At 40.6% G+C, this 13,622-nt stretch carries 13 protein-coding genes; 1 reads left to right on the top strand and 12 read right to left on the bottom strand.

Going from position 1 to position 13,622, the window contains the following annotated elements:
• Positions 1–30: 30 nt before the first annotated feature.
• From ftsX to MHH41_RS16025, 4 genes are all read right to left on the bottom strand, one after another.
• The gene (gene ftsX, locus MHH41_RS16010) at positions 31–921 is read right to left on the bottom strand and encodes a permease-like cell division protein FtsX (protein WP_034620145.1); all 891 of its coding nucleotides are present in this window, start codon (positions 919–921) and stop codon (positions 31–33) included.
• Positions 914–1,600 (bottom strand): cell division ATP-binding protein FtsE, encoded by a 687-nt coding sequence (ftsE, locus tag MHH41_RS16015; protein ID WP_003213646.1) that lies wholly within the window; start codon positions 1,598–1,600, stop codon positions 914–916. Before ftsE ends, ftsX begins: the two co-directional genes overlap by 8 nt.
• Positions 1,601–1,981: 381 nt before the next feature.
• Complete coding sequence (gene cccB / locus MHH41_RS16020; RefSeq protein WP_003212771.1) at positions 1,982–2,317, bottom strand: cytochrome c551; 336 nt, start codon at positions 2,315–2,317, stop codon at positions 1,982–1,984.
• Positions 2,318–2,365: 48 nt separating this feature from the next.
• Positions 2,366–3,214 (bottom strand): YitT family protein, encoded by an 849-nt coding sequence (locus MHH41_RS16025; protein WP_003212797.1) that lies wholly within the window; start codon positions 3,212–3,214, stop codon positions 2,366–2,368.
• 226 nt (positions 3,215–3,440) lie between these two features.
• Between MHH41_RS16025 and MHH41_RS16030 the strand changes: the two genes are divergently transcribed.
• Positions 3,441–4,124, top strand: a complete 684-nt coding sequence (locus tag MHH41_RS16030) for an alpha/beta family hydrolase (protein ID WP_340866550.1) — start codon at positions 3,441–3,443, stop codon at positions 4,122–4,124.
• An 80-nt stretch (positions 4,125–4,204) separates the two neighbouring features.
• On the opposite strand, the gene MHH41_RS16035 is transcribed toward MHH41_RS16030, so the two are convergent.
• The 8 genes from MHH41_RS16035 to fliS form a co-directional block, all read right to left on the bottom strand.
• Entirely contained in the window at positions 4,205–5,998 is a 1,794-nt protein-coding gene (locus tag MHH41_RS16035; protein WP_137054349.1) for a M3 family oligoendopeptidase, read from the bottom strand.
• A 124-nt stretch (positions 5,999–6,122) separates the two neighbouring features.
• A protein-coding gene (prfB, locus tag MHH41_RS16040; RefSeq protein WP_106030063.1) for a peptide chain release factor 2 occupies positions 6,123–7,224 on the bottom strand; the annotation gives its coding sequence in 2 pieces (ribosomal slippage) (positions 6,123–7,151 and positions 7,153–7,224; 1,101 coding nt in all).
• Between the two features lie 64 nt (positions 7,225–7,288).
• Positions 7,289–9,814 (bottom strand): preprotein translocase subunit SecA, encoded by a 2,526-nt coding sequence (gene secA, locus MHH41_RS16045; RefSeq protein ID WP_106030064.1) that lies wholly within the window; start codon positions 9,812–9,814, stop codon positions 7,289–7,291.
• A gap of 186 nt (positions 9,815–10,000) precedes the next feature.
• Positions 10,001–10,564, bottom strand: coding sequence for a ribosome hibernation-promoting factor, HPF/YfiA family (hpf, locus tag MHH41_RS16050; protein WP_003213481.1), 564 nt, complete (start codon positions 10,562–10,564; stop codon positions 10,001–10,003).
• Positions 10,565–10,753: 189 nt separating this feature from the next.
• The gene (locus tag MHH41_RS16055) at positions 10,754–12,439 is read right to left on the bottom strand and encodes a methyl-accepting chemotaxis protein (protein WP_003213333.1); all 1,686 of its coding nucleotides are present in this window, start codon (positions 12,437–12,439) and stop codon (positions 10,754–10,756) included.
• Between the two features lie 32 nt (positions 12,440–12,471).
• On the bottom strand, positions 12,472–12,852 hold the full coding sequence (locus MHH41_RS16060) for a hypothetical protein (RefSeq protein WP_003213093.1): 381 nt from the start codon (positions 12,850–12,852) through the stop codon (positions 12,472–12,474).
• 13 nt (positions 12,853–12,865) lie between these two features.
• Positions 12,866–13,207 carry a flagella biosynthesis regulatory protein FliT gene (fliT, locus tag MHH41_RS16065; RefSeq protein ID WP_003212921.1) on the bottom strand — a complete coding sequence of 114 codons (342 nt, stop codon included), beginning with the start codon at positions 13,205–13,207 and terminating at the stop codon, positions 12,866–12,868.
• On the bottom strand, positions 13,204–13,608 hold the full coding sequence (fliS, locus tag MHH41_RS16070; RefSeq protein WP_003212886.1) for a flagellar export chaperone FliS: 405 nt from the start codon (positions 13,606–13,608) through the stop codon (positions 13,204–13,206). The genes fliT and fliS overlap by 4 nt, the downstream gene beginning before the upstream one ends.
• Positions 13,609–13,622: the final 14 nt, after the last annotated feature.

Here is a 13,622-nt window from a genome sequence, read left to right on the forward strand (position 1 = left end):
AACTCTCGAGTGCTGCCATCAAAAATAGATTTATACTTTTAAGAATTTACGGATGGACGTCAAGCTTCCCCATACACCAATGATTGCACCGATCAAAAGAAGGACCAGTGAAACTTGATAGACAAACGGGTTATATGGAAGCATGGAAATAAATGAGCCTTGTACTCTCGGTGCCACCCAGCCCACTGCATATTGATATGTGCCAAGCAGTAGAGCAATCGGTATAATGGAACCAAATACACCAAGCAGTAATCCTTCAATGAAGAATGGCCAGCGGATAAACCAGTTCGTTGCACCTACGAGCTTCATAATCTCGATTTCTTTACGTCTAGCAAAAATCGTAATTTTGATCGTATTAGAGATCAAGAACATGGCTGTAAATAAAAGCCCAATAATGAGCGCAATCCCTACATTCCGCGCCACTCCAACCACATTAAAGAGTCGGCTGACTTCTTCTTTTCCGTAGGTTACTTTATACGTACCTTTTAGGTTTTCTAATTTCTTCGCTACTTTTGGTGTATCGTGTGGATCTGATGTTTTCACAATAAACGCATCGTTTAATGGGTTTTCTTGATCAACAAGTCCCATGGATTGTCCATTTTCACCAAAGCTTTTAATCAGCGCTTTTAGTTCGTCATCTTTAGATGAGTACTTGACATCACTGATTTCAGGAATCTTATCAATTTCTGCTTTTAATTCATCCTGCTGCTTTTGATTCGCCGTTAATTCGATTAACACTTTTACTTCTACTTCTTTTTCAGCGTTCGATGCCATGTTGTTCAAGTTGAGCATAATCACAAGAAAAACCCCAACTAAAATTAATGTGACAGTGACCGCACTAATTGATGCAAATGTCATCCACGTGTTTCTTCCAAGTGAACGGAAGCTCTCACGTAAATGCCGCGAGAGAGTTTTAATCATAAATGCCGTACTCCCCTCTTGCTTCGTCACGCACAATCATTCCATCTTCGATTGCGATGACGCGTTTCTTCATGCTGTTTACAATCTCTTTGTTATGTGTCGCCATGACGACTGTTGTTCCTCGGTTATTAATCTCTTCGAGTGTCTTCATGATTTCCCAAGATGTGTCTGGATCAAGGTTTCCTGTCGGCTCGTCTGCAATGACTACCTCAGGACTATTCACGATCGAACGAGCGATAGATACACGCTGCTGCTCACCGCCAGACAGCTGGTCAGGAAATTGTCGTGCTTTGTGCTTGAGCTGTACCAAATCAAGTACATCCAGCACTTTTTTCTTAATGATATGAGGCTGTTCCCCAATGACTTCAAGAGCAAATGCCACGTTCTCAAACACTGTGAGGGTTGGAAGTAGTTTGAAATCTTGGAATACTACGCCAATTTCTCTTCTTAAGTAAGGGATTTCTTTTTCCTTAATCGAGCCTAAATCTTTGCTATTAATTAAGATTTTCCCTTTGGTTGGCTTCTCTTCACGATACATCATTTTGATGAAAGTGGATTTACCAGCACCACTGGGACCAACAACATACACAAACTCTCCTGGGTGGATAGAGACATTGATTCCATTGATCGCCTTTACACCGTTAGAATAGATCTTGTAGACTTCCTTCATTTCAATCATGTAATCACCTAATCTTTTCTTATTGCTGACTAATCAGCTTATCATGATGTTTTGACACTTATCGTCAAAAAACGTTATGTATGGTCACGCACATACCCTTCGATACGTACAAGCAATTTATGTCCTTTTCATCCAAAAAGATGAAAAAATTGAATCGTCTAAATTTCAACAACTCCAATTATACGTCATGAATCGACGCAATGGTATTACATTTATATTTCAAAACTTATCGTTAAAAGGTAAAAACAACATTTAAAACCGAAAAATATGTCTTTTTACCCTTATTTTTTAAATAAAACTTAATATAATACGTTTTCATACTATCCAAAAGTCTTTTTCTACATATAAAAACAAAAAAACCTTGTCGATTAGACAAAGGTTTTATTTTTTCTCTGCAAGCCATTTTGCTACTTCTTTTGCTTGCTTCTCATCTACCATTCCGCTTGGCATAGAGCCTTTACCATTCTGTGCAATATCTGCAATTTGGCTTTCATTATATTTCTTTCCTACTTCTTTCAGGCTTGGTCCGCCTCCGCCAGATAGGTCTTTCCCATGACAGCCAATACAGTTTTGCTGATAAATTTCCTCACCACTGCTCACAGTTGAAGCACTTTTGCTGCCTTCTTTGTCACTGTCACTGCTGCTTGAATTTCCTCCACAAGCCGCAAGAACAAGAATCATCGCTGCAAACAGCATCATTAATCCACTCTTTTGCATCAATTTCCCTCCCTTACAATCATTTGGTCAACGCTATTATATCCTTGTTTACGCCCTTTTAAAACCCTCACCAAGCACCTCTTTTGCATCCATTACGATGACAAATGCTGATGCATCGATTGCTTTCACCACTTGTTTCAACTTTGTGAATTGTGACTGTCCAACGACACACATTAGAATTGGACGGTCATGATCGGTATATCCTCCAACTGCTGAGATTTTTGTGACACCACGGTCAATTTGATCAAAAACTGCCTGTCTGACTTCATCCTCATGCCCTGTAATGATCATCGCCATTTTCGAATGACTGAAGCCGGCCTGTACGACATCAATCGTTTTACTTGAAATAAACACACCAATGACAGCGTACAGTCCCTCTTCAATCCCAAAAACAGTCATCGCAGCCAGAACGATTAGGCCATCCATCATTGCTAAACAGGTACCAAGCGTGAGGCCTGTATATTTATTGATGATTTTGGCAGCGAGCGCCGTTCCACCTGTTGACCCATTTCCAAGGAACACGAGCCCTATGCCGATCCCAATCACCACTCCGCCAAAAATAGCTGCTAAGAGTGCTTCATGTGTCACAGGTGCAATATGCCTTGTGACAAACACCATCAAAGGTAAGAAAATAGAGCCAACGAGCGTTTTCACGCCAAATGTACCGCCTAATAAATAAAAGCCCGCGATAAACAGCGGAATGTTGAGCCCCCACTGCACATATGCCGCCTCAAAGCCGAATGACTGCATAATCGTACTAATCCCGCTCACACCACCTGCGGCAATCTGATTCGGTAATAATAACGTATTAAATCCAATCGCCACAATGGCTGATCCAATTAAAATGAACAAGTAATTTTTCGCTTCAATCCATAATTGTGAATGTCCCTGCTTCATGTCTGTCTTCCTCCGTTACTTCTGAATGCACACCTATTTTAAGCCCTCCAATTACGAATGTAAATAACAGCCAAATGCAGTGCTAATGGATTAATACTTTATCACACAAACGGATCAGCGTGCTTGCCGTTTGGCATAGGAGCAAATGATGGTATATTTAATATGTACATGAGAAAGAAGGGACATGCGATGAAGAAAATACTGAAGATCACAGGCACTGATCATTTTGGCTTTTGGTGCTTTCTATACATGGAGCCGCTTTACATACGGACCATCTGCCGCTTTAAAAAAGCAAGTGAACATCGAGCAAGTGGAACATAAAAACGACGTATATACATTTGCATCAACTAAAAGCGATACGGGCATCATTCTCTATCCAGGAGCAAAGGTAGAACCACTTTCGTACGCCTATATTGGGAATGAATTGATGAAAAAAGGCTATTCTGTCTTTATCCCTGACATGCCATTTTCGTTTGCGATTTTTAATACAAATAAAGCACAAGATATCATAAAAGATCATCAAACGATCAAACACTGGTATATTGGCGGTCATTCACTAGGCGGAACAGCCGCCGCTATGTTTGCAGAAAAAAACCAGCGCCAGCTCGACGGTCTTTTTTTCCTTGCGTCTTATCCAGCATCAGATGAGCTGAAATCATCCTCCTTGAACGTCCTCTCTATATCAGGTGAAAAGGATGGACTTGCGACACAAGAGAAAATCAAGCAATCGAAAACAAATTTGCCGTCTCAAACCGTTTATCATGAAATAAAAGGCGGGAACCATGCTCAGTTTGGCATGTATGGTAAACAAAAAGGTGATCAGCCAGCGGACATTCAAGCCCTCACACAGCAAAAGGATATCGTTCAGACGATGCTTGGATGGCTAAAAACCAGCAAAAAAGCTCCATAAAGAAGACAAAGGGCTAAAATAAAGATCATTTTAACCCTTTGTCAACAATCTAAAGCTTCCGTAATGGGGGCTTTTCATTTTCACTTTTTCGTCGCTTCTAAAAACTCTTCAGCGTCTTCTACAGCGAGGCTAATGGCTTCCTCCCAAAAGTCTTTTTGGGTAAGATCGACACCTAAGTGCTTAAAGGCCAAATCTTCTACTGTCATTGAAGCTGTGTCCTTTAATAATGCAATGTACTTTTCTTCAAACGAAGTACCAGCCTGCAAGGCCTTTGCATAAATTCCTAGTGAGAACATGTAGCCGAATGTGTACGGGAAATTATAAAACGGTACACCCGTGATATGGAAATGCAGCTTAGACGCCCAGAAATGCGGATGGTATTCATCTAGTGAGTCGCCAAAGGCTTCTTTCTGCGCTTCTACCATCAGCTCATTCAACCGATCCGCCGGCACTTCTCCTTGTTTACGCTCTTCATAAAAACGCTGTTCAAATAAGAAACGAGATTGAATGTTCATGAAAAAAGCTACACTCCGCTGCAGCTTATCCTCTAACAAGCTGAGGCGCTCCTCTTCATTTGCCGCTTCTTTCAATGAAGCATCAGCCACAATCATTTCTGCGAATGTCGACGCCGTTTCAGCTACATTCATCGCATATTTGCGATTAAGAATGCGAACATCCTGCATCACTTCCTGATGGAACGAATGACCAAGCTCATGCGCAAGTGTCGCCACATTGGATGGACTTCCTGAGAAGGTCATAAAAATACGGGACTCTCCGCTGTCAGGGAAATTTGTACAAAAACCGCCTACTCGTTTGTTCGGGCGATCCTCAGCTTCTACCCAACGCTCATTAAAGGCCTTTTCTGTAAAAGCAGCAAGCTCTTCTCCAAACCCAGCGAAATGCTTCACAATAAAAGCAGCTGCTTCCTGATACGGATAAATCTTGGTCTCACTGCCAATAGGAGCCCCAACATCAAACCAGCTTAGCTTATCCACTCCAAGCATGTCAGCCTTTCGATGTAAATAATCAATGAATGGCTGCTTATGTTCATCAATCACAGACCACATGGCATCAAGGGTTTCTTGTTTCATCCGGCAAATATCAAGCGGCTCTTTTAAGATATGATCCCAGCCTCTTGCTTCATATACTTGCAAACGAAAACCTGCCAAATGATTGAGCGTGCTTGCAAATAGATGTTCGTCCTGCGTCCATGCATGCTCTAGGTTATGATAAACAGCCTTTCTGACTTCACGGTCTGAATCATCCATCGCATTTTCCGCTTGGCCGACAGAGATCATCTGCGTTTCACCATGTTGTTCAAACGGAATCGTAATCTTATTCACTAAGCTAGAATAAAGCTCATCCCACGCATGGTAGCCATCTACGGCTAGCTTTTGAATCAATGTTTCTTGTTCAACAGGCAATTGATCCTTCACGCGTTCTCTGCGTTCATTTAATATGTAGCGAACATCTGAAAAGGCCTCTGAATTCATGAGATCCTCCCATTTTCCAGGAGAGATGGCAGCAAGCGCCTGATCAAACAGCGCAAGAATGGTACCTAAATCAGCTTCCAGCTTAGCAATCGTACCTCGAAGACTGCCAGCCTTCATATCCTTTGTATTTTGAGATTGAAGACAGGAAACAAATGAACCTGCTTGAGACAGTTTTTTATATGTGGTTTCATACGTGTCAAGGACAGACGTTAATTTGCTTTCAATGTGTGTATCTTCTTTTGAAAAGGCATCGACCTTTTGTCGTAATTCATCTAATAGCTGCTGAATGTGTTGCAAGTATGTTTTAAATTCTGGTGAAGCGCTGCCTCCTTTAAAAAAGGCATCTAGATCCCACGTCTCTTGTAATGTTGTTAATCCCAAAATATTTCCCCCTTTATTTGCTAATTTCATCATACAAAGGATATAGAGTCAGTATGGCGTATGTATTCCTTTATATTCATTATATTTTCTCACAATAAAAAAAACCCGGCAAGAAGCCGAGTTTTTATGATAATTTCGAACGTAAGTAAGCATCGATAAATGAATCTAAATCTCCATCCATGACCGCTTGAACATTTCCCATCTCCGTATTGGTTCGATGGTCTTTCACAAGAGAATACGGATGGAATACATAAGAGCGAATTTGGCTTCCCCAGCCAATTTCTTTCTGCTCTCCTCTAATTTCATCCAATTCAGCCTGCTGTTCTTCGATCCGTCTTTGATAAAGTTTCGATTTCAGCATTTTCATCGCACGTTCTCTGTTTTTGATTTGTGATCTTTCTGTTTGGCATGTCACCACGACATTGGTTGGAATGTGTGTGATACGAACGGCAGAGTCAGTCGTATTGACGTGCTGTCCACCTGCACCGCTTGCTCGATACGTATCTACTTTGATATCTTCTGTTCGAATATCAATATCGATTTCTTCATTGAACTCAGGCATGACATCACAGGAAACGAAAGAAGTATGTCTACGGCCAGATGAATCAAAAGGAGAAATACGAACCAAACGATGGACCCCTTTTTCTGCCTTTAAGTATCCATATGCGTTATGCCCTTTAATGAGCAATGTCACAGACTTAATTCCTGCTTCATCACCAGGAAGGTAATCAAGCGTTTCAACCTTAAAGCCTCTGCGCTCTGCCCAGCGAGTATACATTCTCAGAAGCATAGAACCCCAGTCCTGTGATTCAGTACCGCCTGCGCCTGGGTGAAGCTCAAGGATGGCATTGTTTTTATCATATGGTTCACTTAAGAGAAGCTGCAGTTCAAAGTCGTTAAATTGCTTAGTTAAGTTCTTCAGCTCTTTCTCAAGCTCTACATGAAGCTCCTCGTCATAATCTTCCTTTAACAGGTCATGTGTCATTTGCAGCTCTTCATGAGATTCACTGAGCTCATGGTATGAATTCACATTATCCTTTAGTGCATTGGCTTCATTGATGACGCCTTGTGCCTTTTGCTGATCATTCCAAAAATCAGCCTCTGACATGGTCGCTTCGAGTTCTGCAATTTTGGCTTCTTTTGTTTCGAGGTCAAAGAGACCCCCTAAAATCAGCTAGCCTGCTAGCCATATTTTCAAGCTCTTGTCTAATTTCTACTAATTCCATATCCTTCACCTCATAGATGTAGGGCTGACATGAATAGAAAGAGGTTTTCACCTCTTTCCATTACTTATTCTGTCTTCCCATGACAATTTTTATATTTCTTGCCGCTTCCGCAGTGACATGGTGAGTTTCGACCAATGTCTACGACTTTACGTACCGGCTTCTTTTTCACTGTCTTCTCCTCATCACCCTCTTGAGGCTGATGAGCTGTTGTTTGACCTTGAACGACTTCTTCACGTTCTAAGTTGTTTTGGATTTCTGATTTCAAAACATATTTGGCCACATCATCTTCGATTGAAGCGACCATGTGCTCAAACATCGCAAATCCTTCCATTTGATACTCACGAAGCGGATTTGTTTGTGCATACGCACGTAAATGAATCCCTTGACGCAGTTGATCCATTGCATCGATATGATCCATCCACTTTGAATCCACCGCACGAAGAACGATGACTTTTTCAAATTCTCGCATTTGTTCATCGCCATATGTTTCTTCTTTTGCATCGTATTTTTCTTTAATACGATCCATAATGAAGGAAGTGATTTCATCTGCTTCTTTACCGTAAATATCCTTGACCGAAATGGCTCCTTCATCTAAATAGTTCGTGTTGATTAATTCAACAAGACCATCTAGTTTCCACTCTTCTGGAAGCTCTTCTTTCGGCGTATAAGAACCAACAGCGCGCTCAATTGAAGACTGAATCATATTGATCACAATCGATTTTAAGTTATCAGAATCAATGACTTCAAAGCGCTGCTTGTAAATCACTTCACGCTGCTGACGAAGCACATCGTCATATTGCAGAAGCTGTTTACGGGAATCAAAGTTGTTCCCCTCAACGCGTTTTTGAGATGATTCAACGGCTTTAGACACCATTTTACTTTGGATAGGCGTAGTGTCATCCATGCCAAAGCGGTCAAGCATGGCCATCGTACGCTCTGCACCAAATCGGCGCATCAATTCATCTTCCATGGAGAGATAGAATTGGGTAATCCCTGGGTCTCCTTGACGACCAGAACGTCCACGCAACTGGTTATCAATACGTCGTGATTCATGACGCTCTGTCCCAATTACAGCTAGACCGCCAAGCTCTTTGACGCCTTCGCCAAGCTTGATGTCCGTACCACGTCCTGCCATGTTGGTCGCAATGGTGACGGCACCCTTTTGACCAGCCTCTTCAATAATTTGTGCCTCACGCTCATGGTTTTTCGCATTTAACACTTGATGAGGAATCCCTTTATTTTTAAGCAGCTTAGAAATAAGCTCAGACGTCTCAACCGCTACTGTTCCGACAAGCACTGGTTGCCCTGTCATATAGCGCTGCGCAACATCTTCAGCCACTGCTTTAAATTTACCTTCCATTGTGCGGTAAATTAAATCAGGTCTGTCATCACGAACCACTGGTTGATTGGTCGGGATTGTCACAACCTGCATGTTGTAAATGTTACGGAATTCTTCTTCTTCCGTTTTCGCTGTACCCGTCATACCAGAAAGCTTTTCATACATGCGGAAGTAGTTCTGGAATGTAATCGTTGCAAGGGTCATGCTTTCGTTCTGCACTTCGAGACCTTCTTTTGCCTCAATGGCTTGATGCAGACCTTCACTATAACGGCGTCCTTTCATTAGACGTCCTGTGAACGAGTCAACAATAACGACTTGACCTTCTTCAACGACATAATCCACATCTTTTTGCATCGCAACATGTGCCTTTAGCGCCTGGGCGATGTGATGGTTCAGTGCGACATGTTTGACATCAAATAAGTTTTCGATGCCGAATGCTTTTTCCGCCTTGGTCATTCCACTTTCTGTCAGCTGTACACTTTTTGTTTTAATATCGTATGTGAAATCATCTTCTATTTTTAATGTACGAACAAATGCATTGGCTTGTACGTAAAGCTTTGTGGATTTCGCAGCTTGTCCAGAAATAATAAGAGGTGTTCTCGCTTCATCAACTAAGATGGAGTCAACCTCATCAATCACGGCATAATGAAGCGGTCTTTGAACCATTTGCTCTTTGTAAAGCACCATGTTATCTCGTAAATAGTCAAAGCCAAGTTCATTGTTTGTAGAATACGTAATATCAGCAGCATATGCTTCTCTTTTTTCATCTTTGTCTAAGCTGTTTAAGTTTAAGCCAACCGTTAAGCCAAGAAACTCAAAAATCTTGCCCATTTCCTCTGCATCACGGCTTGCCAAATATTCGTTGACTGTCACAATGTGGACGCCTTTTCCAGAAAGAGCATTTAGATAAACAGGCATTGTTGAAGTCAACGTTTTACCTTCACCTGTTTTCATCTCAGAGATGTTGCCTTCATGAAGCGCGATCCCCCCCATGAGCTGCACCTTAAATGGGAACATTCCTGTCACGCGGCGTGATGCCTCGCGAACCGTTGCAAATGCTTCAACCAACAGGTCATCCACGGATTGTCCTTTTTCAAGTTTTTCTTTAAATTCGTTCGTTTTATTTCGTAAAGCCTCGTCAGATAATTTCTCAAAATCTTGAGCAAGAGCTTCAATTTCATTTGCTTTTTTTTCATATTTGCTGATCGTACGTTTCGTAGGATCAAACACTTTGTTTAAGATTCCAAGCATATAATAACGCTCCTCTATTTCATGCAATTTTTCGGCATGTCCAAAAGATTGACAGGTCCATATTTACCTGCATTTATCATACCATACCTTCCTTCATTTCCAAAGAATTTGCAATGATTTCGCACAAAAAACCCGCCCCTCATGGAGGGAACGGGTTTACTTTTTTTAGGTTGTTTTTAGATCAGATTAAGCGTTCGGCTCAATCAGTCCATATTTTCCATCATTTCGGCGATAGACCACATTGGTCAAATTTGTCTCAGCATTTGTGAAGACGAAGAAACTATGACCTAACATGTTCATTTGAAGGATGGCCTCTTCGCTATCCATCGGTTTTAAATTGAAACGTTTTTGTCTGACGATTTCTGTTTCATCAATTTCTTCGTCATCTTGAACAGCTACGTCAGCCGTCCCATTTCCTCCAGCAAATAAGTGCTTTTTGGCACCTTGTTCGCGGAATTTACGGTTTACTTTTGTTTTGTGTTTTCGAATTTGACGTTCTAATTTACTGGCTGCTAGGTCTACTGCATTGTACATATCTTCATTATGCACCTCAGCTCGAAGTGCTAGATCAGTCATTGGAATGGTAACCTCAACTTTAGATTCTTGATCATTGTAAAACTTCAAGTTCACGTTGACTGAAGCATCTACGTCTGTCTCAAAATAACGCTCCAGCTTTCCAATTTTTTTCTCGACATGATCTCTTAGTGCAGGTGTTACGTCGATGTTTTCTCCTCTGACATTGTAATTCATGTAAAGAACGCCTCCTTTAAAATTAAGGATATGTAAACCTATTTCTACTTTTCCCTCCTTTTCTCCTGCTCAAACGTAAAAAAAATGTGAATTTTTATTGAAATTTGTCGAATTTTGCGGTGCATCAATTGTTAATTGATAGGTGATGAATATATATTCGGCTCATTCTTGAAAAAGACCAGCGCACATTTAAATGGTGAAAGATGATATTGATGTTTTCAGCGATTGAGATAAGGTTTTTAAATCCTCCGCCGCTGCTTTCATTTCTTCATTTGCTGCCAATGATTCTTCTACAGCCGCAGACATGTACTCCGTCTCTTCTGAATTGCGTTTGGCTCCTTCTTCAATGACCCCAACCGTCTGAGATATTTCCTCTGTACTAGCTGAAATCTCCTCTGCAGTAGCTGAAAGTTCCTCTGCTTTCATCGAAATATCACGAATAGATTCCAGGATTTCATGAAAGCTCTGTTCTGACAATTGCGATACTTTCACACCTTCTGCTACATCCTGCTCAACCTTTGTCATCGAATGTGATGATTTTTCAGTATCTTTGTTCACGTTCGCGAGCAATTGACTAATTTGATCTGTCAGCTGACTAGATTCTTCCGCCAGTTTCCTCACTTCATCTGCTACCACCGCAAAGCCTCTCCCATGCTCTCCTGCTCTTGCCGCTTCAATAGCAGCATTTAAAGCAAGCAAATTCGTTTGATCAGCGATGGCATGGATATGACCTAACAAATCTTCAATGCCTGTAAACTGGGCTTGTACATGAGCCATTGTGGAATGGTGCTCGTTCACAGACGCTTTGATAGAGCTCATTTGTTTTACGAATTGCTGAATAAGCGCTGCACCCTCTTCAGCCTTTTCAGTCACTGAAATTGAGTGACCCGAAACATCGGATGTGTGTTCAGCTGCATTTTGCATACCAGTCGAGACTTCTTGAATGGCAGAAGCTACTTTTCCGACCGCGTTTGATTGTTCACGTGAAGCTTCACTGACCTGTTCAATCGAGCTAGATGTCTGCTCACTGGCCGATATGGTTTGATGAATCGTTTCCTCAAACTGAGCAGCAGAATCAGCTAATTGTCTTGATCCATGTTGCACCTGTAAAATGAGCTGACGCAAATGCTTTGTCATTTGATTAAAAGCAGTACCGAGTTGACCAATCTCATTTTTAGAGGTCACTTCAATCTCTTCAAGTGTAAGGTCTCCATCTGCCATCCTTCTCGCAGCATTTGTGACAGACACAATCGGCTTTGTCATACGATAAACAAATCTTGTCCCAATCAACAAAAAGCCAACAATAATGACCGCACTAACTAGAATGAGAGTAAATAGTAATTGATTACTGTCTTGGTTGAGCTGATTGATTTTTTGGTCACGTTGCTTCAACTGAGTTTGAGCAAATTCTTTTGTAAAGGTATGTATTTCTTGTTCGATAGGTTGTAATTCTTGATTGAGGCGTGTGTTAAATTCTTTTTGATTTTGCATATTCAATGAATTAAATAGTCGGTTCGTTGAGGTGTAGTAGAGATAATTCTTTTCTGAGATTTGATCTAATAGATTTTTTGCTTGTTTGACAGAGCTCATTTTTGTAGCTTCCGTTGTTTTTTTATTAATCTCTTCATATGTTTGCTCAATTTTCTGTAAATTTTCAGCATCTTGCACGACAACATATGTTTTAATTTGTGCTTCCTGCTTTTGCAAAAGTGCCTCTAATTCTAATGAGGTTTGATAAAGCTTTACTTCTTTGCTAAGAAGCGTCTTATAGGATTGATCTGTTTTGTAATAGATAAAGCTTGAGAATCCTAAAATACTGACAAACAATACACATATGACAATAAGCCCAAACAAAAATTGATTTTTTAGTCTCATAATTTCCTCCGAAAGTCTGAATTGAACAAAAATTAATGAATGACATACGGCCTCATACAGGCATGTATTTCATCCATCCACTTTCTATATTCAGGTATAAAATATGCTTTAAGGAATGATTGGAAGTGTATTGAAGGGAATGTATAGAAAGCTAGTATATCAAAACTTAAAAAAATTTGATCAAACGAACGAATCGTTTTGGCAAAGTGCTCATTTTCTATAATTGAAAGCAGAAGGGGATGTGTTGTCTCTAAATGAAAGAAGGCATGGATCAGATCATTAAAGATCCGATCCCCTTCTGTTTTAGCAAAATCCTTCTCAATTTCATCTAAATATTTTAGACTCTCTTCTATCGTAAATAGAAGTTCATAATATGTGGTTAATAAAATATAGTCATCTGAACGATACGCCACAGGTCTCACCTAATTATTTCCGTTTATCGTAATATACGCCGTCACTCGTCATAGGCTGGTATGGATTTTGATAATTCAGCTGTTTTGTTTTCTTTTTTTGAATGGCTTGAATATCTGCTTTGATCCCATTTTGGATCACAGTTAATTGCTTCGCCATCTGTTGATCTGTTTGGATGATTTCTTTGATTTTCTCTTTTTCTTGATCCGTCAGTTCATGCTGAATATCTCTCATTAATTCGTCTCTCTCAATTAAAAAGGCATCAAAGTCTTCAACCAAGGTGTCACTTTGCGGATTTGCCGTTATTTCGGCTGCCATTTTTAATGTTTGGTCATGCAGCTGGTCCACAATACTCATAGAGATCCCCCGATAGAGTGGTGGCGCCCTTTTCGATCGGTTTGAATAACTTCCTTCCACGCATCACGAAAATCAGTTACGTATTGCTCTACTTCATTCAACATCTCTTCGTCATTTTGAAGATTGGCTTCAATCAGTCTGCGATAAATGTAATCATACATACTTGCCATACTATTTGATACGTCATAAGAACGATTTAAGGTGACATTTAATTCTTGAATGATGTTTTGAGCCTTTTTCAGGTTCACATTTCTCGTTTCTGCATCCTCTTTTTGAATGGCATACTTCGCGAGTCTAATGAACTTTAAGCAGCCTTCATAAAGCATAAGCGTCAACTCGGCAGGTGTTGCAGTCTCAATAGAATTTTTCTGATAGGCGGCATAAGGGTTCTGAATTGCCATATGTTATAAACCTC

The organism is Bacillus sp. FSL K6-1145 (assembly GCF_038003425.1).
In the GTDB taxonomy this organism is placed as follows: domain Bacteria; phylum Bacillota; class Bacilli; order Bacillales; family Bacillaceae; genus Bacillus; species Bacillus pumilus.